Annotated in this window: 28 protein-coding genes and 1 pseudogene; 7 read left to right on the forward strand and 22 right to left on the reverse strand. The window is 43.1% G+C overall.

Annotation, left to right across the window (positions count from 1 at the left end; all coding sequences use genetic code 11):
- The first annotated feature begins 46 nt into the window (after positions 1 to 46).
- The gene (locus QF06_RS08930; protein ID WP_015714112.1) at positions 47 to 748 is read left to right on the forward strand and encodes a class I SAM-dependent methyltransferase; all 702 of its coding nucleotides are present in this window, start codon (positions 47 to 49) and stop codon (positions 746 to 748) included.
- Between the two features lie 87 nt (positions 749 to 835).
- Positions 836 to 1,087: a hypothetical protein gene (locus QF06_RS08935; RefSeq protein WP_014477099.1), complete on the forward strand. Its 252-nt coding sequence runs from the start codon at positions 836 to 838 to the stop codon at positions 1,085 to 1,087.
- Positions 1,088 to 1,157: 70 nt separating this feature from the next.
- Here QF06_RS08935 and ldcB read toward each other — a convergent pair whose 3' ends face one another.
- On the reverse strand, positions 1,158 to 1,979 hold the full coding sequence (gene ldcB, locus QF06_RS08940; protein ID WP_014480046.1) for an LD-carboxypeptidase LdcB: 822 nt from the start codon (positions 1,977 to 1,979) through the stop codon (positions 1,158 to 1,160).
- An 82-nt stretch (positions 1,980 to 2,061) separates the two neighbouring features.
- On the reverse strand, positions 2,062 to 2,763 hold the full coding sequence (gene deoD / locus QF06_RS08945) for a purine-nucleoside phosphorylase (RefSeq protein WP_003241589.1): 702 nt from the start codon (positions 2,761 to 2,763) through the stop codon (positions 2,062 to 2,064).
- Between the two features lie 201 nt (positions 2,764 to 2,964).
- Here deoD and QF06_RS21150 point away from each other — a divergent pair, with 201 nt between their 5' ends.
- Positions 2,965 to 3,090 carry a hypothetical protein gene (locus tag QF06_RS21150; protein WP_003231174.1) on the forward strand — a complete coding sequence of 42 codons (126 nt, stop codon included), beginning with the start codon at positions 2,965 to 2,967 and terminating at the stop codon, positions 3,088 to 3,090.
- 39 nt (positions 3,091 to 3,129) lie between these two features.
- Here QF06_RS21150 and yodL read toward each other — a convergent pair whose 3' ends face one another.
- From yodL to QF06_RS21155, 3 genes are all read right to left on the reverse strand, one after another.
- Complete coding sequence (gene yodL, locus QF06_RS08950) at positions 3,130 to 3,444, reverse strand: shape determination protein YodL (RefSeq protein WP_080332524.1); 315 nt, start codon at positions 3,442 to 3,444, stop codon at positions 3,130 to 3,132.
- Between the two features lie 60 nt (positions 3,445 to 3,504).
- A complete protein-coding gene (pgpB, locus tag QF06_RS08955) occupies positions 3,505 to 4,116 on the reverse strand; it encodes a phosphatidylglycerophosphatase PgpB (RefSeq protein WP_004399336.1) in 612 nt (203 codons plus the stop codon).
- A gap of 76 nt (positions 4,117 to 4,192) precedes the next feature.
- The gene (locus QF06_RS21155) at positions 4,193 to 4,369 is read right to left on the reverse strand and encodes a YozD family protein (protein ID WP_003231166.1); all 177 of its coding nucleotides are present in this window, start codon (positions 4,367 to 4,369) and stop codon (positions 4,193 to 4,195) included.
- A gap of 118 nt (positions 4,370 to 4,487) precedes the next feature.
- Between QF06_RS21155 and QF06_RS21160 the strand changes: the two genes are divergently transcribed.
- The gene (locus QF06_RS21160; protein ID WP_003231164.1) at positions 4,488 to 4,631 is read left to right on the forward strand and encodes a hypothetical protein; all 144 of its coding nucleotides are present in this window, start codon (positions 4,488 to 4,490) and stop codon (positions 4,629 to 4,631) included.
- On the opposite strand, the gene QF06_RS08965 is transcribed toward QF06_RS21160, so the two are convergent.
- The 14 genes and pseudogenes from QF06_RS08965 to cgeC form a co-directional block, all read right to left on the reverse strand.
- Entirely contained in the window at positions 4,628 to 5,308 is a 681-nt protein-coding gene (locus QF06_RS08965; protein ID WP_014480050.1) for a hypothetical protein, read from the reverse strand. The genes QF06_RS21160 and QF06_RS08965 overlap by 4 nt on opposite strands.
- 139 nt (positions 5,309 to 5,447) lie before the next feature.
- Positions 5,448 to 5,672 (reverse strand): YozE family protein, encoded by a 225-nt coding sequence (locus QF06_RS08970; protein WP_003231160.1) that lies wholly within the window; start codon positions 5,670 to 5,672, stop codon positions 5,448 to 5,450.
- Positions 5,673 to 5,758: 86 nt separating this feature from the next.
- Positions 5,759 to 6,037: a YokU family protein gene (locus QF06_RS08975; RefSeq protein WP_004399539.1), complete on the reverse strand. Its 279-nt coding sequence runs from the start codon at positions 6,035 to 6,037 to the stop codon at positions 5,759 to 5,761.
- On the reverse strand, positions 6,034 to 7,449 hold the full coding sequence (ablA, locus tag QF06_RS08980; RefSeq protein ID WP_004399420.1) for a lysine 2,3-aminomutase: 1,416 nt from the start codon (positions 7,447 to 7,449) through the stop codon (positions 6,034 to 6,036). Before ablA ends, QF06_RS08975 begins: the two co-directional genes overlap by 4 nt.
- Positions 7,450 to 7,477: 28 nt before the next feature.
- Positions 7,478 to 8,305: a putative beta-lysine N-acetyltransferase gene (gene ablB, locus QF06_RS08985; protein WP_041849934.1), complete on the reverse strand. Its 828-nt coding sequence runs from the start codon at positions 8,303 to 8,305 to the stop codon at positions 7,478 to 7,480.
- Positions 8,283 to 9,593 carry a peptidase gene (locus QF06_RS08990; RefSeq protein ID WP_080332525.1) on the reverse strand — a complete coding sequence of 437 codons (1,311 nt, stop codon included), beginning with the start codon at positions 9,591 to 9,593 and terminating at the stop codon, positions 8,283 to 8,285. The genes ablB and QF06_RS08990 overlap by 23 nt, the downstream gene beginning before the upstream one ends.
- An 8-nt stretch (positions 9,594 to 9,601) precedes the next feature.
- Positions 9,602 to 10,255: a 3-oxoacid CoA-transferase subunit B gene (locus QF06_RS08995; protein WP_004399417.1), complete on the reverse strand. Its 654-nt coding sequence runs from the start codon at positions 10,253 to 10,255 to the stop codon at positions 9,602 to 9,604.
- On the reverse strand, positions 10,240 to 10,929 hold the full coding sequence (locus tag QF06_RS09000; protein WP_032725995.1) for a CoA transferase subunit A: 690 nt from the start codon (positions 10,927 to 10,929) through the stop codon (positions 10,240 to 10,242). Before QF06_RS09000 ends, QF06_RS08995 begins: the two co-directional genes overlap by 16 nt.
- 6 nt (positions 10,930 to 10,935) lie before the next feature.
- Complete coding sequence (locus QF06_RS09005; protein ID WP_041849935.1) at positions 10,936 to 12,270, reverse strand: aspartate aminotransferase family protein; 1,335 nt, start codon at positions 12,268 to 12,270, stop codon at positions 10,936 to 10,938.
- A complete protein-coding gene (locus QF06_RS21775) occupies positions 12,251 to 12,406 on the reverse strand; it encodes a hypothetical protein (protein WP_015714119.1) in 156 nt (51 codons plus the stop codon). Before QF06_RS21775 ends, QF06_RS09005 begins: the two co-directional genes overlap by 20 nt.
- Positions 12,400 to 12,549, reverse strand: a complete 150-nt coding sequence (locus QF06_RS22120; RefSeq protein ID WP_015251877.1) for a YjcZ family sporulation protein — start codon at positions 12,547 to 12,549, stop codon at positions 12,400 to 12,402. Before QF06_RS22120 ends, QF06_RS21775 begins: the two co-directional genes overlap by 7 nt.
- A 43-nt stretch (positions 12,550 to 12,592) precedes the next feature.
- Positions 12,593 to 13,372 carry a spore maturation N-acetyltransferase CgeE gene (gene cgeE / locus QF06_RS09015; RefSeq protein WP_041849936.1) on the reverse strand — a complete coding sequence of 260 codons (780 nt, stop codon included), beginning with the start codon at positions 13,370 to 13,372 and terminating at the stop codon, positions 12,593 to 12,595.
- A gap of 28 nt (positions 13,373 to 13,400) precedes the next feature.
- Complete coding sequence (gene cgeD, locus QF06_RS09020) at positions 13,401 to 14,681, reverse strand: spore maturation glycosyltransferase CgeD (protein WP_043940139.1); 1,281 nt, start codon at positions 14,679 to 14,681, stop codon at positions 13,401 to 13,403.
- A gap of 64 nt (positions 14,682 to 14,745) precedes the next feature.
- Positions 14,746 to 15,052 (reverse strand): annotated as a pseudogene (gene cgeC / locus QF06_RS09025) (spore maturation protein CgeC).
- Positions 15,053 to 15,256: 204 nt separating this feature from the next.
- On the opposite strand from cgeC, the gene cgeA reads away from it, so the two are divergent.
- Positions 15,257 to 15,658 carry a spore crust protein CgeA gene (gene cgeA / locus QF06_RS09030; RefSeq protein ID WP_032726000.1) on the forward strand — a complete coding sequence of 134 codons (402 nt, stop codon included), beginning with the start codon at positions 15,257 to 15,259 and terminating at the stop codon, positions 15,656 to 15,658.
- Positions 15,659 to 15,664: 6 nt separating this feature from the next.
- Entirely contained in the window at positions 15,665 to 16,618 is a 954-nt protein-coding gene (gene cgeB, locus QF06_RS09035) for a spore maturation protein CgeB (RefSeq protein WP_043940141.1), read from the forward strand.
- Between the two features lie 70 nt (positions 16,619 to 16,688).
- Here cgeB and QF06_RS09040 read toward each other — a convergent pair whose 3' ends face one another.
- A complete protein-coding gene (locus QF06_RS09040) occupies positions 16,689 to 17,837 on the reverse strand; it encodes a phytase (RefSeq protein WP_041849939.1) in 1,149 nt (382 codons plus the stop codon).
- Positions 17,838 to 18,207: 370 nt separating this feature from the next.
- Here QF06_RS09040 and QF06_RS09045 point away from each other — a divergent pair, with 370 nt between their 5' ends.
- Positions 18,208 to 19,233, forward strand: a complete 1,026-nt coding sequence (locus tag QF06_RS09045; RefSeq protein ID WP_014477115.1) for an SDR family NAD(P)-dependent oxidoreductase — start codon at positions 18,208 to 18,210, stop codon at positions 19,231 to 19,233.
- Positions 19,234 to 19,276: 43 nt separating this feature from the next.
- Here QF06_RS09045 and msrB read toward each other — a convergent pair whose 3' ends face one another.
- On the reverse strand, positions 19,277 to 19,711 hold the full coding sequence (gene msrB, locus QF06_RS09050; RefSeq protein WP_021481498.1) for a peptide-methionine (R)-S-oxide reductase MsrB: 435 nt from the start codon (positions 19,709 to 19,711) through the stop codon (positions 19,277 to 19,279).
- Positions 19,712 to 20,245, reverse strand: coding sequence for a peptide-methionine (S)-S-oxide reductase MsrA (gene msrA / locus QF06_RS09055; protein ID WP_041849940.1), 534 nt, complete (start codon positions 20,243 to 20,245; stop codon positions 19,712 to 19,714).
- Positions 20,246 to 20,350 lie beyond the last annotated feature (105 nt).

The following is a 20,350-nucleotide window of genomic DNA, read 5'->3' on the forward strand; positions in this document are numbered from 1 at the left end:
CTATGTCTTTATACGACATATGATAAGGAAAAAGGAGGATTCGATATTGAGCCGATATTTAGAAATGCTGTCCTTATTCGGTGTCGCAGGGGCGCACCCAGGCGGGCTGGCTTTTTCAAAAGCGGTCTTGCAAAAGGCTGCGCCCTCCCCGGATCAGCCGATTCTTGATGCCGGATGCGGAACAGGGCAAACGGCGGCTTATTTAGGACATTTGCTGTATCCTGTAACAGTCGTTGATAAAGATCCTATTATGCTTGAGAAAGCGAAAAAAAGATTTGCGAATGAAGGGCTTGCCATCCCTGCATATCAGGCGGAGCTGGAACATCTCCCGTTTTCTTCTGAGTCCTTTTCCTGTGTCCTGTCAGAATCGGTCCTCAGTTTTTCACGCCTGACATCCTCTCTTCAAGAAATTTCAAGAGTTTTAAAACCCGGCGGGATGCTGATTGGTATCGAAGCTGCTTTAAAAAAACCGATGCCCCCTGCAGAAAAGAAGCAAATGATGGATTTTTACGGATTTACTTGCTTACATGAAGAAAGCGAATGGCATAAACTCCTAAGATCCTATGGCTTTCAAAAAACAGAAGCGATGACACTTCTTCCGGAAGACATGGAATTTGAACCAACCACAGAAATGGATTTATCGCAAACGATTGATCCCATCTATTACGATACGCTTCAAACACATTATCAGCTCATGCAGTTATATAGTGAGTACATGGGTCATTGTATTTTTATCGCGTACAAGTAAAACGGCGTATCGCCCCCTGTTTTCGTCCAACCTTTTTTTCCTATCTATCATATGCTGATAGAAAGTCAGGATAGGAGGGGAACAATATTGGAGAGATATTATCATCTTTGCAAAAACCATCAAGGTAAAGTCGTCAGAATTACAGAGAGAGGCGGGAGAGTTCACGTCGGCAGAATTACCCGTGTAACAAGAGACAGAGTTTTTATAGCTCCGACCGGCGGAGGGCCAAGAGGTTTCGGTTACGGATATTGGGGCGGTTATTGGGGATACGGAGCGGCTTACGGTATTTCCCTCGGTTTAATTACAGGGGTCGCTCTTGCTGGTTTATTCTTCTGGTAAGCATAGAACAAATGCTAGATTCACCAGACACAATGAAGCCCGCTTATCTAGTGTAAGCGGGCTTTTCATTTTAAATTTTCTTCACTTTTTCAAAGTACTCTTCAAGCGTTAAATCATTATCTTGGATGACCTTTGCGGCTTTTTTGCCTACATAGCGCAGATGCCATGGCTCATATTCATATTTCGTGATATCTTCTTTATTTTTCGGATAGCGAATGATAAAGCCATATTTATAAGCATTGTCCTGCACCCATTTCCCGTCTGCCGTGCTTCCGAACGCTTCATTTAGCTCAAAGCCATTGCTCCGGCTCGAAATGTCCATCGCAAGGCCTGTTTGATGCTCGCTTTCACCCGGGTAAGCGACCGCTTCCTTTGCCTTCTTTTCCCCTTTTAGGCTTACTTCATTGTCAAAAATGACTTTCTGTCTGTCATACGAACGGTACCCTGAGACAGCTGCCAGTTCATAGCCTTCCTTTTTGGCAGCATCGAACATTGTTTTTAATGCGTCGGCCGCTTCTTTTCTGATGTAACGTTTTTGAATCTTTTCTTCAAAAGAAAACTCTACATCAGGTATGACAAGATCGCTAGGTTCATAGTTTCCGGGCAGTGCATATTGTTTATTGACAAGCGCGAGTATATTTTCTGGATTTTGAATGGTTTCCAGACCATCGACTTTTTTAATATCATTGAAATACTGGCTTTCCAATGAAAACTCACTGTTTTGAGTGTTTGATTTTTTGCTGTCAGCTGTTTTTTGTTCTGTTTGCTTTGTTTCTGCTGTGGTTTTCGTATCCTTTTGAGCATCACCGTTCGACATGCTGCAGCCGGCTCCGACTATTGCCGTTACACTCAGAGCGGCAGCCAGTGAGAACCATTTACCGGACTTTTTCATATTACATTACCTTCCTTTTATCAATCGTTTCCGCATTCATAAAGAAGAGGCTGCCGGCACCCAGCACGCCTCTTGATATATTTTATTGTGATACGGAATGTAAAGCCACTTCTATCATATCATGAAATGTCGTTTGACGCTCTTCCGCTGTCGTTTCTTCTCCTGTTAATACGTGATCACTCACGGTGAGAATTGACAGGGCTTTTCTTCCGTGCTTCGCTGCTAATGTATACAATGCAGTTGTTTCCATTTCAACGCCAAGCACACCGTATTTTGCAAGTTTTTCAATTTGCGAATCGTCGTTGTAGAACTGGTCAGCTGTAAATACGCTTCCTACAGTCACCGGCACACCTTTATCCTTTGCGGCATCATAGGCATTTTTTAAAAGCTCGAAATCTGCGCAAGGCGCAAAATCAATGCTTCCAAAAGCGACTCTGTTCATTTGTGAATCAGTTGAGGAGGTCATCGCCAAAATGACGTCTCGCACTTTGACATCTTTACGAATAGCGCCGCAGGAACCGACTCTTATTAGATTTTGCACATCGTAGCTTTGAATTAATTCATTCACATAAATTGAAATAGACGGAACACCCATTCCCGTGCCTTGTACTGAGATTTTTTTACCTTTATATGTACCCGTAAATCCATACATGCCTCTGACTTCATTGTAGCATTCTACATTTTCAAGATACGTTTCTGCAATAAATTTTGCTCTGAGAGGATCTCCCGGCAAAAGCACTGTATCCGCAATTTGTCCTTTTTCAGCACCTATATGTACACTCATCTCATATCCTCCTGTAAATCTAAATTATCATCCAGCCCGTCCATTTTACAACGAATGTCATGATGAAACAAACTTCAGCATTGATTATAAAGGAATATGTCGAAAAAAGAAATGTTCGAGGATCTGTTTGGCACTTCCTCAGAAAAACGGATAATCGGGGTGTTAATTTGAAAACCTAACCGCAGGAAGGAGGGGTGGGACATGGGTAAAAAACATCGCAACCGGATCACCGGCCAAAAAAAGAACAATCATATACCTGAAAAAGATATCATTGCAGCTGAAGAAGCACACGGGAAAGAATATTCCGCTGCCAAACGCAAGCCTTAAAACTGCAGAAAACTGCGGGTTTCCGCAGTTTTCTTTTCATTATGTCGTTTGTACAATCAGACGATTGATTTTCCTCCAGCCGGCGGGAAGCAGTTGATAATATGTTTTCCCTTTTCTGCCTTCATCAATCAGGATCACGTCCCCTGTGGCCATGAATCTTGCATCATAATCACTCGGAACAGTGTCGAATACATTAAACAAAGAGAATGCTCTTTTCAGCACGTCTTGATGATCGCTCCCGTTCAGTTCAGTTCGATAGACGGCTCTGTAGCCCTTTTTTTCGCCAAACTGGGGTGTCTGAAATATTGTCACGTCATAGGAACAAGACTTCTTTTTAAACACGGATAACATCATCAAGATCCCCTCCCTTTTATTTCTTTAACATATTGGCGTTTTTGCTGTGTTTTCCTCTCTCTATTTTTGTCGAAACCGCTTAATCTTTTCGTCAAAACCTTTTACTAGGAAAAACAGAAGCAAGCCAAGGCTAAAGCCGCCTAACACATCTGTCACAAAATGAACCCCCAGATACACTCTGCTTATGCCGACTAAAACAGCAATTACACCGGCTATGATATATACCATTTTTTTATGTTTGGACAAAAACGGGAGGTGTTTCACTAAAAAGTAAGCAATAACAGGATAGACACAAGCAGCATTCATGGAATGGCCGCTCGGAAAACTGAAGGATGATTCATGAACCAGCGGTGCAAAATCAGGCCTCACTCTTTCGATCCATTCTTTTAAGACTTTGTTTAACAGCCGATCTGTGCCGAATACTAAGAGCATCAACAGGCCGTCCCATGTTTTTCTGTAGAAAAACATGCCTGCTCCAATGATGACAATTAGAGGGAGCAGAAAAGAAGAAGCACCAAGATGCGTGATCCCCGTCATGACTTCATTAAGCCATGGCTGACGGATCAAAACAGCTGCCTTGCTTATTGCTTCATCTGCAGATTGAACAGCATTTGTATGAATGGCCGCAGCTAGAATGAGAAAGAAAAGAAACAAACTAACGGGCTTGTACAATTTAACCACCTCAATTTTTTCAGAAGTCATAGAACACGAATAATAAAACCGGAGCTGACCGCTCCGGTTTTAAGCCTCACTCATCTTCATCCAGCTCTTCATCTATCATACATTTTTCTATCAAATAATCAAAGGTGATATCAGCGATTTCAAACAGCTCATCCTCACTCGGTATGTAGCCCCGTCTTGCAAGCTCTCTGTAAAAAAATTCAGCGATTTCTTCCGTATCAATCACAAGATCTATTTCTTTCATCTCCGTACCGCCTCCTTTTTTATGTTTTATGAAAAAACAGGCTGAATTATACCCGGTGTTCTAAACAATTCTTTCAGTCATATATTGAATAAAAAACGAGCCATGGGAGGCTGACGCTATGATTGCTAAAATGATGGAAGCACTGGACGGAGAAAGATTTGATATCATAATGGAAAAAACGCTCAAAGGAATGACGCGTGTGATGATTTGGGGCTGTCTGCCATATTTTTTATATGTCTTGATCCGTATGTTCACAAACTAACTGAAATGCTCTTTTAAACTTTCCAAAACAAACATCATCATGTCTTTATATTCTTCATCATGAAACATTTCGTACAGAATTTTGTAGTCATTATAAATATCCAGAAGCTCATCAACAATTGACACAGCAAGGATGTGAAGGGTATCTTGATCTTCATCATCGCCTTCAAACTGAAGAAGAGCAGACGATGCGATATCTTCGCCGATCTCATGGCCAGTTTCTCCGACATAATGGACAAACAACAGCTGATGCACAAACTGGTCCATTTCATATTTTCTAAGCACCAGCGTGAGATCCTCTTCCTCCGTTTCAAGCCACTCTCCATCCTTTAAACGGGTCAGCTCATAAATGATATCTTCCCAGCCATCTTCCAAATATCTCCAAATTTCTGTTCTATGGCCGATAATGCGAAAGAGTTCTTTTCCATAGTCTTTTACATAAACAACGTCCCCAATAAGGAATTCATACTCAATATCAAGCTTTTCCATGTCGACAATAACACCCTCATAATCTTTATAAAGCTGAATAGATGATTCAAAGTATAAAACTTCGTTATGATTGACTTCATAAAGATAGTGTTTATCAATTTGGTGTACTTTTGTGATGGTGCCGACTGTTCCATACATAATGACGACTACGATATCCCCTACTTGGAATTTCGGTTTATTTTGCTTCATGGTGTCTCCCCCTCGCCGCAACATTTCTCATACGCTATCGTATGCCGGGTGAAGCCAATTCGCATGGGCATGAAAACCAAAGGAAATATCCAATTATGGTATGGGGGACATAAAAAAATCCGCAGTGATCTGCGGATTATTATCTGCCGTGCACTTCAGACTCGTATTGATCCCAAGCTTCATCAAACGTCGCCATCGTGTGAAGGTAATCAGCATTCAGCTCCAAATATGAACTGATTTCATGATAATCGGTAGATGTTTTTGGAAAGCTGTGATCCTCATACGCCTGATTGGCAAATTCACTGATGCTGTCCTTCGGCTTAGGGTGTCTGTATTTCAATAAATAGTGATAAAAGGATTTCATGGGTTTCCCCTCCTGGTGTCTGTCTTTTGTTGTTCTATTATACAGTTCAAGTGTAAAATTACAACAAAAGAATACTGAAACATGACTCAGGAGAAGTCAAAATAGTTGCGTTTCAAAATTCTTTCTGTCTCCATGAGCTGCTGATATGTCAGGCTTTCAGGCAGTTTTTTTGTTTGAATTAAAAGCAGCTGATCCTCAATCTCCTTAACCGTGTTTTCCTCTTGATAGGTCATACCGCAGGAAGAACATACCATGGCAGGGGTGTCTGTCAGTTCTATAGCCCTCGTTCCATCAGGGAGCTCCCAGTACACCGTGTTCCTGCCGGGCACCGCTTCAAGCTCGCCGCACCATTCGCATGTTTTCATGAAGAATCCCCTCCGCATTCAGTCTCTTTCTGTTTTTTCTGCTGCGCCAAAAATTTCTTTTCTTTGAGCTGATCTCTTTTCTCACGCCGATCTTTTAATGTTTCATGCTCCGGATTTGCGATGTATGCCTCTCTCCTTTTGATTCTGTCTACATTTTCAGGTGTAAACGAAACTTCTTTGTCAGCAAAAATGGCACTCAGCCCGATCGGCTCCTTTTTGTCAGCGGTTTCAGGGAAAACGGACTCAAAATAGGCGTCTGCCTGATTGGGGATATAATTTTCTGGTTCCGGATATGACGTAATCACACCTTCAAAATTTCTTAAGATCACTTTGTCAGGACTTTGTGACAGTACATAGTTTGGCTGCAGGGCGATTTTACCGCCGCCGCCTGGTGCGTCAACGACAAAGGTAGGAACCGCATAGCCTGAGGTATGACCTCTCAGCCCTTCAATGATCTCCAAACCTTTGGAAACAGGAGCTCTGAAATGCCCAATTCCTTCTGACAGATCACATTGGTAAATATAATAAGGACGGACTCTGATTTTTACCAAGTCATGCATGAGCTTTTTCATAATTGGAACCGAATCATTAATACCTGCTAATACGACAGCCTGATTTCCGACCGGCACTCCCGCGTTCACCAGCTTTTCACATGCCTCAACGGATTCTTCTGTCATTTCGATGCTTGTGTTAAAATGGGTGTTCAGCCAGACCGGATGATATTTTTTCAATATCTCGCACAGATGATCGGTAATGCGCTGTGGAAAGACGACGGGCGCTCTTGTTCCGATTCTGATGACTTCCAGATGCGGAATGCTGCGCAGCTCTTTTAAAATATATTCTAAAATTTGGTCGTTGATGAGCAGCCCATCACCGCCTGAAATTAAACAATCGCGGATTTCAGGTGTTTCCCGGATATAAGCAATTGCAGCATCAAGCTGTTTTTTTGGGACTCCCATTCCGATTTGACCGGAAAAGCGCCTTCTTGTGCAGTAGCGGCAGTACATGGAACATTGATTCGTGACAAGAAACAGCACACGGTCGGGATAGCGGTGTGTCAGACCGGGTACCGGTGAATCTTCATCCTCATGAAGCGGGTCTTCCAGATCGTATTTTGTTTTATGCATTTCTTCAGAAAGCGGCACAGACTGCATGCGTACCGGGCATCTCGGATTGTCGGGGTCCATTAAAGAAGCATAGTAAGGTGTAATATTTAAGGGGATCGTTTTGGTAGAAATTCTGACGCCTTCCTCTTCATCCTCGGTCAGATTGATGACTTTCTTTAAATCATCTAACGTTCTTACAGTGTGTGTCAGCTGCCAAAGCCAATCGTTCCATTTCTCTTCCGGAACGTCCTTCCATAACTCGATCTCCTTCCAATGCCGTTTCGGTTTATACCATTTGTTTTTCAAACGAACTCCTCCTCGCGCATATTTTGACTTACAGTTGCTTGCACCAAATATTCATGTTTTCAAGGCCTTCGGCTATAAAGCAATTATTGATCAGCCTTCCGCCATACTGATAACCTGAATGGTACAACACAGCATTCATCCCAAAAGACGAAGCACGGACGAGAGAAAACACATGAAAGATATCCTTTCCAGCCATTTCTTTTTCTAACGCCTCGATTAAAAAGCTTGTTAACGAATGGCCGCGATATTCCGGCAGCACAGCGCAATCGGTTATTTCTGCATGCCCAAGCTCTGGATTGATTTCTGCGCTTGCTGCGCTGATCAGGCGGTCATGATCAAGCATGATATAATACACCGTATTTGCATTCATCGTCTTTTCAATATAAGCGGGGTCAAATACTGGGGTTGGGTACGTGCGAAATACTTTTTTATACAGCATCGATAGCTGGTACATGTCGTTTGTTTCTGCTTTTCTCATCGTAAAAACGGGTGTACTGTCGTTGCGAAGACGGGGCGCTGTGCGATATATGGCTTCGATGATCTCCTGTTCCTCTGTATAAGAATCTGTTTGTCTTCGGCTTTCTGACAGATAACGTACCATGACACAAGCCGAATGGCCGAGATAATAGCCCTTTAGATAGCCCTCCGGCGCAAATAATTGTTTGACAAGCATTGGCTCATCATGCTGCTTCGCATAGACGATGATTTTTTCTGCATTCTCTTCTTTTGCCGCTGCCACGATATCTGGCAGGGCCTTCTCAATGGCTCCGTCATAACGGACCACTCTGATTCGTTTATTAAAACCGTCATGGTCCAAAACTGCTGTGACACCGCTACTCTTTATTGACTTGAGCATCCGCATCCTCCCCATCTGTATGAAGCCCGCACCAATCCATGACAAAAAGTGCAATAATTTTAGCAGATTCTATCATGGCTTCAACCTCAATGTATTCATTGGCCTGATGAGCCGTTTTTGTTTCCCCCGGCCCGAAAACGATCACTGGTGTATCTCCTGCATGGTACAAAAGCCCTCCATCCGTTCCCCACGGGGAAGCCTCAATAATCGGCTCTGTCTGTTTCATTTTTTTATAGGCTGATTGCAGCACAGAAATTAAAGGGTGATCATCAGGTAAATCATTCGGCAGCCATTGAGCGCCAAACCATTCGACTTGTACGGGATGGCGTTTAAACCATTCGTCATGGTATTCTAAATCCTTCAGCCAGTTTTCCAATTCAAGTTTTACAGCTTCTGGTTTCTCATGGGGAGCAATTCCGCATCTCCCTTCTATGACGACACGGTCTGCAACTGAAGATGGCCAGGCACCGCCCGAGATGGTGCCGATATTCACCGGTACCGGTATTGGGATATTGTCATACAGCGGATCTGAAATTCTCGCATTGCGGACTTTCTCCAGCTCTTGTATCGCTGTGATAACGTGCATGCTTTTTTCAATCGCGCTTACCCCTTCGTAGCGTGTGCCCCCATGTGCGGATAATCCCTTCACAGTGATCCGAAACCACATTGAACCCTGCTGCTTAATAAATAGTTTCATATTCGTCGGTTCAGGAATCAGCGCCCCGTCAGCACGATAGCCTCTCATGATGGCGGACAGTGTACCGGCGCCGCCGCACTCTTCATCTACAACACTCTGAAACAATACATCTCCCTTCAGTTTGACATCGCAGGCGTGCAGGGCTTCTAAAGCAAAAAGAAGGGCTGTATTGCCTCCCTTCATATCCGTTGAGCCGCGGCCGTATATTTTACCGTTTTCTTCGACAGCTTGATACGGTTCATACTTCCAATCCTTTACGCTTCCTTCAGGCACAACATCGATATGGCCGTTCAAAATCAGGGACCTGCCTCCGCCGGCTCCCGTTTTTTTAGCCACGATATTCGGGCTCTCATGAAAATCGGATCGGTTAGATTTAAAGTAGGGATGCTGTTTTAATTGCTTTATGCTTGGCTCCCATACATCAATGTCCATATGAAATTGCCGCAGCTTTTCAAGCACAACAGCTTGGGCGTTAAACTCTGACCCCAATGTGCTTTTTTCCCCAATCAGCCTTTTGAGAAGACGAATGGCTTTGGCCGAATGCTGATCAAGCCACTCGATTACTTTTCTTTCAATGTCTTGCATCCTCATTCCCCCTCTTAAGAAAAAGGCATATCTATTTTGATTTCAGCTTCTGTCAGCCTCGTCACCTCATCGATTGTCGAGCCATTCATCAGCTCTTTTAAAATGAAGTGATGGCTATCGACCTCAAGAACCGCTTTTTCGGTAATAATCAAATCTACACAGCCTGCAGCAGTTAATGGCAGCGTACATCTTTCTGTTAATTTAGGCCTTCCCTTTTGATCTGTATGACTCATGACGACAACCACTTTTTTCGCTTTTTGGGCAAGCTCCATCGCCCCGCCCATACCAGGCACCTTTTTTCCCGGAACAAGCCAATTTGCCAAATCTCCTGATTGGCTCACCTGCAGGGCGCCTAAAATCGTAATGTCAATTTTGCCTTTTCTGATCATCGCAAAAGACATGGTTGTATCAAAATAAGACGCCCCTTTTACAGCGCGGACAGGATATCCCGCGGCGTTGCATAAATGCGCATCCTCTTCTCCCTTTTCGGGACTTTCTCCAATGCCAAGGACACCGTTTTCCGCTTGAAACATGACCTGCATGTCAGGCTTCAAAAAGTTCGGTACCAAGGATGGGATACCGATACCGAGATTCACAATCATGCCCTGCTTAATTTCAGTAGCAGCGCGTTTTGCAATCTGTTCTCTTTCTGCTACTCCCAAGCCCATTTCCACTTCACTCCCTCGCTTCGTACAACCCCCTCAACAAAAACCCCCGGTGTGACAATCATTTCTTCAGAAATCTCCCCCATCGGAACGATACGCTCAGCTTCGGCAAAGGTTCTCCTGGCGGCCATTGCCATAAGCGGATTCATATTGCGCGCGGTTTTGTCATACGTTAGATTGCCGAATTCATCTGCAATGTAAGCATTGATAAAAGCAAAATCAGCCGTCAGCGCCTCTTCAATCAAGTATCGTTTTCCCGCCACTGTTACGATGTCCTTTTTTTCGCAAACCATTGGATTATCAATGCCCACATCGGTTAAAATACCGCCAAGTCCCGCTCCGCCAGCGCGAATCCGTTCCGCAAGCGTTCCCTGAGGTGAAAATTGAACCTCTAACGTCCCCTCTGTCATCTGTTTTCCGGCTACAGGATTGGAACCGATATGCGAGGCGATCAGGGTTTTGACCCGTTGATTAACAATAAGCGGGCCGATCCCGATATCCGGGAAACCGGCGTCATTGCAAATCACAGTTAAATCCGTTACACCGCTGTCCAATATCGCTTCAATCAATGAAGGAGGCGACCCGACTCCCCCAAAACCGCCAAACATCAGAACCGATCCATCCCGAACATCTGCAATTGCTGTGTCAATGCTGATTGCTTTTTGAAATGGCGCCATTTAATGTCAATCCTTTTTTAAGTTTTTTTCGACCGCTGCAACTGTTTCTGAAAAAATAGAGATAAGCTCTTCCATTTCACCGTCTGAAATGGTAAAAGGAGGAGCAACAATGACAGCATCTCCTTCACCACTGTCTATTCCAGCTTTGGAAGGATAAACAATCAGCCCGCGTTTTTTCGCCTCGCTGACAATAAGCTGGGTTACCGCCTGCTCTGGCGGAAACACTTTCTTCGTTTTTTGGTCTGCCACAAATTCAATGCCTAATAGCAGTCCTTTTCCGCGCACATCACCTATAATGCCGCTTTGAGATGCCGCCTCATCAAGCTTCTTCTTCAGCACAGCGCCCTTTTTTTCTGATTGTTTGATCAAGCCGTGCTTTAACACATATCGCAAAACTTCAAGAGCAGCTTTGGCTGAATAAGGATGTGCACTATATGTGTGACCGCTCATAATCACACCTGACCCTTGTTTTATCGTTTCAATAATAGAATCAGATACGACGGCAGCGGCAATAGGCGCATACCCCGCACCGAGTCCCTTCCCCAGTACAGCAATATCAGGTACGGTGTCCCAATGCTCTGTCGCGAGCATCCTTCCTGTTCTCCCAAGCCCCGTCATCACTTCATCTGCAATAAAAAGCACATCGTGTGTGCAGCATACCTCACTTAATCTCTCATAATATCCCGGAGGCGGAGTAATCGCTGCGCCTGCAGCACCAATAATAGGCTCAGCCACAAAGCCGGCGATGAATTGGCTTCCGATTCTTTTGATCATAGTGTCCAGTTCATCAGCTGCAGTCTGAACAAAGTCTTCTTCCGTCTCATAATTCAGCCGATAAATATGTGGAGCTGAGATAGCTGGATACCGCTCAATGAGATGGGTGAACCGGTATCTCCTTTCATAAAAACCAGACAATGAAAGCGCTCCCAAAGTTATTCCGTGGTAACTGCTCCATCGAGACAAAAAGATGGATTTTTGTGTTTGCTTTTTTTCCTGCCAAAACTGAATGGCAATTTTCATAGCTGTTTCTATCGCTTCTGATCCGCTGTTGACAAAAAAAGACCAATTCACATCTCCGGGCAGCTCCTGTGCCAAGAGAGCGGCTAATTGCTCGGCGGGCTCACTCGTAAACTGTGAGCGGTAAGCAAAAGACACCTGATCAAGCTGTTCTTTCAGCTTCTCAGTCACATCACGAACTCCGTGGCCGATATTACATGTCACCGCACCTGACGAGCCGTCGAGATATTTTTTTCCGGTCTGATCATAAACATATGAACCCTTCGCATAACTGACAACCGGATAGGCCGAGCTAATCTCTGGCTTAATCAAATAACTGCTCATGCTCCCACCTCAAAACCCCTTTTACCATATTGTATGAGTGTCCAAATGGCGGCATGACGTTCCCCGCAAAAACTTTTTCACATAAAAAGAGCCTTCCTAATAGGGAAGGCTCTTTTGGAATTTCAGCATCTAGCAAATAAAAGCGGCTCCAACAATAATTAATAAAATGAACAAGACAACAATTAACACAAATGTATTTGTCCCGCAGCCAAATCCGTAACCGTACCCAGAGTATCCATACATGCTGTTTTCATCCTTTCTTATCACGATATACGGCATTTTATGCGGGCCAAGTCCCAAATGGTTTGTGCAAACGCCTATTTCATGTAAGGAAATAATGAAATACAGTATGCACCCGCTCATATTTTTTAAACGTCAGCTTTTCGTAAAACTGAGTTGCACCGTCAGTGCTTGCAGCCACTAAGTAGGCTGCTTCCATTCCTAGTGATTTGGCGATGGACAGCATTTCTTTCACTAAGATACTGCCGTAGCCCTTCCTTTGAAACTGATCTAAAATTGCCACTTCTTCGATTTTAGCCGTTTTCTCTTGCTGATCGATAAACAGCTCGCCGCACCCAATGGGAACTTTCTGTGCCTGGTCGCTGTAACAAACAACAAGAATGATTATACCTGCTTCATAGAAAGGATATTTTCTTTTTAATTTTTGTTCAGCGATTGCTTCACCAATATAAATGGAATCGTAAATTTTCATAATAGAAGATCCATCGCAAAGACTTTTTGCCGTCCCCCATGCGGTTAAAGGATGTCCCATCTGCCCCTTCCAGTCACTAAGCTTCATGTCATATAGTAGCTCATCCTCGACGACAAAACCGCTTTTTACAAGCGACTGCTTCAAACCGAGCGGAAAAACATGCTGCGGCGATGCTTTTAAATGGAGATAATTCGCATCAAGCAGCTTTGGTACGGAGGGTAAAAAGTTAAGTAACCGCTCCAATGGAAACGTATCATGGAGCTGAACAAAGTTATGAGAAAAAATTTGCGGAAGCTGCGGATCTCTGTATACGCTGTAATGATCAAACGATGCCGATTCAGACGTTAACAATATATATTGATGTTCCGTTTTTGAATAATGTCCTGTCATGAACGTCTCCTTTTTATGACCTATACCTTTACTCTGTTGCAATATTCAATTTCTTTATAATCTCATCGTACACCGGATAAAACGGCTTTCCAATTGGAAATTGCTGAATATTTCGGAAAGAAGCGGAGATTGGCTTCTGATGTAAAAAAAACTTCCTTGTTACTTGTTCACTAATCGGGTGAAAGACGCCGTTTAGAAACAAAAACGGCTCGCGTTCGATGAAAAACAGACGTCGGCCAGGCGGATTTTTGATCAATTCAGATCGTTTCCACGTAATCGGCGGTCCTTCCGGAAGCGTCTCCATCTCTTCTTTTCCAATTGTCACTATGTCTTTTCTTTGAAATTGATAAAATTGAAACGCATACTGGTCCACAATTCGCCTTTTTTTTCCGGCTTCGATATAAAATATTGCAGGATGGTCAGCTTCCTTTACTAAAATATAATTCGGAATGTTTAAAATTTTTCCAATCCTATATTGGAATAAATATGGGTCTGGAACAGCGACAGTCCGATTTAGATACAAAAAACCCCACTTTTCTCCAACAGGATGCCTTACACCCTGATCAAAAAAATACACATTTTGATCTGAACCTTTTACAAAAGAGCCGTCAATCAAATCGGCGGGCAGAAACCGATATGCATTTTGAAATGAATCTGGGGTTTTATAGGTTGTGTCTAATACTTCATTTATCGGCAGAAATCGGGTAAAGTTGTTGAGTCTCGCCCAAAAAATTGCGTCGCCATGGTTCCAATGCTTCATATCATCATCCCAGTAGCCTCCAAATTTATGATGGATGAGATTAAGTAACGAACTGCGATGCATAACGGAGCAATGATCAACTTGAAAAGCGGCCTGATCAAGCACTGCATTGGCATTTCTGTAGAAATGTGAGATTTCCTCTCCCCTTTCGTTTACATGTACAACTTTTTGTTTTGAATAGACCGCCTGCGCTTCAGGCTTATGTGAAAACTCTTGCACCATACGGCTCAGCCGCTCAGGATGATAAACAGTGTCGTCAGTAAGATAGGAAATGTAATCGCCGTCTGCAAATGGGAGCGCACTGTTAATTAATGTGGCATAACGAGCTGTTTTTAATCGATCTGCAGGATGCACGAAACTGTTATGATATTGAATGCGCCGGTCGTGGAGATACTTGTGAATCACCGCAGTTGTTTCTGCATTCGAATGATCATCCATGATAAAAAGCTCCCAAAGATCATGCGTTTGCTGTATCACGCTTTCGATCGCTTTTTGCAAATAATGGGGTTTGTTGTAACTTGTTAAAATAATAGACACTTTCTCTCCCATCTATACCGCCTCCCGCCGTCAAACATAAAAACGGCTCCGCAGCAAGCAGAGCCTCTGTCATCTTTTAAAAAGCACCCCAGCTTACAACACTTGAGAGTGAAACATGAGATCTCATGTTATTTAACGGGTTTTGGAAAATAACCAAATCAGTCAGAACTTCTTTTACGATGACATTTTGAAGTGTATCTCCGTTGATCAAATTGACTTTTGAAACCGGTACGCCCAGCTCTTTTGCAAAAACAAGCTGGCGTCTGAGGTCAGATGGATTTCCTTCAGAAGACGATTGACGTATCAGCAGAATCAGCAAAAGCAAAATAAAATGCAGTTCATCTTGGGTTTTCTTCTCGATCCACTTGTTTTTCTAAATCCAAATCATCCCTCTCCCTTATCCTTATCTCTGTTTCACAATATGTGCGACTCCGATTTATGCTATAGGCTATGTCCACTCCATTAAAAAATCAGCATTTTCCTTAAATAGATGAAAATTAGATCAGGTACGGCGTTCGACTCATACCAAATAACAGCCGGAAGAATATGATTAACGTGAGTTCACTATCGAATAGGAGGTGTGTGTAATGAGCTCTGAAAATGCACAGTTAAAAAAGGATTTAATTAAAGCCGTTTTAAGCCCTTTATTTCCAACTGCAACAGAAGGAGGAGAAAACATGGATAGTAACCTTAAAGACTTGCTTGAAGCTGCCATCGATCAAAGAGTAGATGAAAGTGAGATGGTTACGGCAGAATCTCTTTTAGACCCTTCCCTTCCGGCAAGATGGATTTTTGCCAGAGTTACGCCAGGCACGACAATCAGCATTGTAACCGATTCAGGAGACATGATCGGGCCGGTTGTCTTCGTTGCTTTCGATCAGGTTCACGGGATCGTATTTGTAACACAGGAAAGCTCCGTCACTCCAGCAGGCCAAGCTACAACATTAATTGATGTAGACAAAGTAGAAAGCGTTACGTTCTTTTCATAACATCCGATGAAAGTGTTGTATATCCAGTCGGGATACGGAGGAATATATTGTTATTTTGATCGCTGGGCTGAAGAATGTTTTCGGAACACTCATACAGAGTATATGTCTGCAGATACACTTGAAGCAGAATCTTTGGTGAAGATCGAAACGTTTCAGCCGGACTTCGCACTCTTGATGGTTGGAGACCGCGTTCCTCACGACTGGCTGACCTGGTTAAAGGGTAAGGGTATCCCCGTATATGTTTGGCTGACCGAAGACCCATTTTATATGGATATCAGCCTACAGGTAATCAAGCTCGCTGACGCCATATTAACGATTGAACAAAATGCCGTTCTCTATTATCAAGGGCTCGGCTACCAGCACGTCTATTATGTTCCGATACCAGTTAATCATCGGCTGTTTAAAAAAATGGGCACCGAACATTCCTATCATTCAAATCTGTTAATCATCGGCTACCCTTACCCTAATCGGGTTCAGCTTATGAAAGAAGCGGTCCATCTGCCATTCACGGTTCGGGTAATCGGCAAGGAATGGAGAAAATATCTGCCTAAAAAAGTGCTCAAACAGCCGCATATTGATGTCGTCAGCACATGGGTTCCACCCGAACAGGCCGTTCATTATTATAATGGGGCAGACATCGTAATTAATGCGCATCGTCCCTATCATTTTGCTTTCAACCAAAATACTATGCGCATCAAAAATGCCAGTTTTAATAACCGAACGTTTGATATTGCTGCATGCGAAGCATTTCAATTAACAGATTTACCCGCGGCGCATCCTTTTTCATCCTTTATTTCTTATCACGGCATGAACGACTTTAAGGAAAAAGCCGCTTTCTATATCAACCATCCTGAAGAACGGCAAAAAGCTGCAGCAGCCAATTATAAAGAGACCGTACCCGCATTTACGTTTGATGAGCTTCCTGCAAAACTAAAAGCGATTCATCTGGCGCTTTCTTGAAAAATCGTTCATTGCTATGAACGATTTTTTTATTCATAGAAAAAAGCAGCTGCACAAGCTGCTTTCTATTCTAGCCGTCAGAACGGTCTTTCAGCTTCCTCGGATTTACCTGTTTATGAAGATCAGGCATTCCGCCGAGATGCTGTGCAATTTGTTCCCACGATACAATTTTGAAATTTTGATTGACGGTTTGTCCGTTATCGATATTTTCGCCATCCTGCGCCACAAAAATCCCGTACGGATATTTTGGGCCAAGTCCGAAACCGAGAACATCAATACCATCCGTGTCACTAGTACCGTCTATTTTCTCGCCATCTGTAATCTCAAAGTTGGCTACATAGCGATTTTTCCCCTGCCGTTCATACATTGCATAGCTGTTATTTCCTTGACTTGAAGCCATGAGATATCCTTTGCCATTTGGTGCATAATAGATTGTCAGTCCTTCAATATCAGCTGTCAAATGATCTCCTGTCGCACGGTCAACAACCTGTCCCTTTGACCCTCCGCCGGGCTCAGCGTTAAATTTCCAGATGGCCTCATCTTCCTCTGCTATGTATAGGTTCCCATACTCATCATCCGCAACAAGGCCTTCGGTCTGAGAATTCAACTTAAATTCACGCACCTTTTTCCCTGTTACATAACCCTTTCCACCATCAACAATTTCATACTGCTCAAATTCCCCTTGTTTGCCTGTCACTAATGCGTAAAATGCTCCTGTTTTCTGGCTGTGATACAGGCCGAATCCATAAACCTCAGAAATATTGGTGGAAATAGGATGTTTCGGATCTGTAATGCTTTTCAATTTTCCTTTATCCCCGTCTATTGCATATACTTCAATTGTATTTTTTCCTTCGGACCGGTTGGATGCAGCAGCAATATCAATTTTTTCGCCGTTCAATGGAAAATCATAGCGCAGATCGACATTATTGAGCTTGCCAAACTCATAAGAATGAAGCTGTTTTCCGTCTAAATCATACACAACGAGCCCTGACTTCTTATTTGTTGTAATCAACTTGCTTTTTTCCGGGTGTTTTTCATGAACCCAAATGGCCGGGTCATCTGCTGCGTCATCGCCAGATGCGACCGGATCTGTCTCCGTGTGTGCAGTCACTTTGAAATGATGTTCCTCATTCACATAATGAGCCGACACCGAGGTTGCTGTCAGGCTAAGCAATAAACCCGCGGCAGTGCTTAGCAGCATTGTTTTTGAAACCTTCATTTGGTATCCTCCTCTTTTATCACTATCACTATTATTGTAAAATATATACATGTGATTACCGTGAGGAAAATGAACCTTTTTTTATAGGGTTTCTGACTCATAAACAACTTATTCCCCAAAGAGGTACGTGAGATGACTTTGCCAGCTTTGCTTTTGCGGAGCGAAATAAAAATATGTTGAATATTTAGTACATTGTTTTTTTAGTTTTGTTATTCCCTAGTTACGTCCGTTTTTCCATTTTCCATTAAAAAAGAACACTTTGTGACATGATCATTCCCCTAAATTTTGTTTTATTGGTTGCTTTCATTAATTCGATTACAAAGTTGAACATATGATGCATGGTAGAGAAACGAGAGTTGGAGGATAAGCCATGCCTAAACAGCAAACAGCAGAACTAAAACCATTTTTCCATAACAAAACAGTTTTAGTCACTGGCGGAACGGGTTCAATCGGGAGTCAAATTGTCAAACGCCTTTTGCTGCTTACACCTAAACAGGTGATTGTATTCAGCAAAGACGACAGTAAACAGTATGTCATGAGCCAAAAGTATGCGGAGGATAAGCGGCTATTATTTGTACTCGGAGATGTACGCGATCACAGAAGGGTGAATCAGGTGATGAAAGGCGTCGATATCGTCTTTCACGCGGCTGCGCTGAAACAGGTTCCGACATGTGAGGACCATCCATTTGAAGCGATCCAGACCAATCTCATCGGCGGACAAAATGTGGTGGAAGCTGCCCTTTCACACCGAGTGCAGCATGTCATTAATATCAGTACAGATAAAGCTGTATCTCCTGTGAACACAATGGGTGCCACCAAGCTGTTATCTGAAAAGCTGTTTCATCAAGCAAACCGCCACGTCCAAAACAAAGGAACCTTGTTTTGTTCGGTCCGCTTTGGAAATGTTCTCGGTTCCAGAGGTTCGGTCATCCCCATATTATTTGAACAGATGATGGAGGGTGAACCTCTGACCATCACAGACAAAAACATGACCAGATTTTTCATGTCAATAGACGATGCAGCTACATTGACATTACAATCGGCTGCTATTACAAAAGGCGGAGAAACCTTTATTTTCAAAATGGAATCACTGAAACTTGAAGAACTGATTCATGGGTTTGAAGAATATGCATCGCAGCACGGGCTCCCGCGGCCGGCTGCAGTAGAAGTGGGCAAGCGTCCAGGTGAAAAGCTTCACGAAGAATTAACATCTCCACATGAAATTGAATCACTGTATGAATGGGGCAACCTTTATGCAATCCTTCCAGAGCCGGAAAAACATCCTGACTTTCGCAAAGTCAATCTGCCTGGGTATCAATCAGATCAAGCCCCGCTCATTACGAAAGAAAGAATTGCTCAGATTATTGAAGAATTGCATCAAGAGAAAAAGGCATAAAAACAAGCCTGTCTATCCATTAGGCAGGCCTGTTTTTAACAGTTTATTTATTAAAGAGATGCAGATAGCTTTCGTATCCTTCTTCTTTCAGCTTATGCTTCGGAACAAACCGCAGCGCTGCTGAATTTATGCAGTAACGAAGTCCGTTTGGACCCGGTCCGTCATTAAATACATGGCCAAGATGAGAATCAGCAGTTCGGCTTCTTACTTCTGTGCGAATCATGCCGTGGCTCGTGTCCAGTTTTTCTTCCACTTCTTCTTCTTCAATCGGCTTTGTAAAGCTTGGCCAGCCGCAGTGGGAATCAAATTTATCTTTGGATGTAAACAATGGCTTGCCTGACACAATGTCTACATACAACCCTTCTTCCTTATGATCCCAATATTCATTTTGAAATGGCGGCTCCGTGCCGTTATTTTGCGTTACTTCATATTGCATGCGATTTAATGACTTCATTTTTTCTTCTTTATTGTACGCCATTTATTTAGCCCCCCAATGCTCGCTGATAAATCCCGCTCGTCCGGAACCTGTCCGGTAGCGCTGATAATGTGCTGGATTCTTTTTATAAAAATGCTGATGGTAGCCTTCCGCTTCATAGAAAGGTTCAGCTTTTAAAATGTCCGTTACAATCGGATCTTTAAAGATGCCGCTTTCAGCCAGACGTTGCTTGGAAGCTTCCGCAAGCACCTTTTGTTTATCATTATGATAAAAAATGGCTGCGCGATAGGAACTGCCGCGATCAGCAAACTGCCCCCCGGCATCTGTCGGATCGATTTGCTGCCAAAATAATTCAAGCAGTTTTTCATAAGGGAATACATCAGGATTAAACGTAATTTGAACGGCTTCACGATGTCCCGTCGTTTCACTGCACACCTCTTCATACGTAGGGTTTTCAGTATGGCCGCCTGTATACCCGGACACCACTTTTTCAATTCCCGGCTGTTCGTCAAAAGGTTTAACCATACACCAAAAACAGCCTCCTGCAAATGTGGCGATTTCTTTTTTTTCAGACATACTGGTGCCTCCTTTGTTAATACGTGGTATTATTATATTATAGCATGTAAAAATAGAATGAAAATGATTCTGCTTTTCAATAAAATCTATAGGTTTTAAGCAATA

Origin of the sequence: Bacillus sp. YP1 (assembly GCF_000877815.1) — a bacterium.
GTDB classification, from domain to species: Bacteria; Bacillota; Bacilli; order Bacillales; family Bacillaceae; genus Bacillus; species Bacillus subtilis.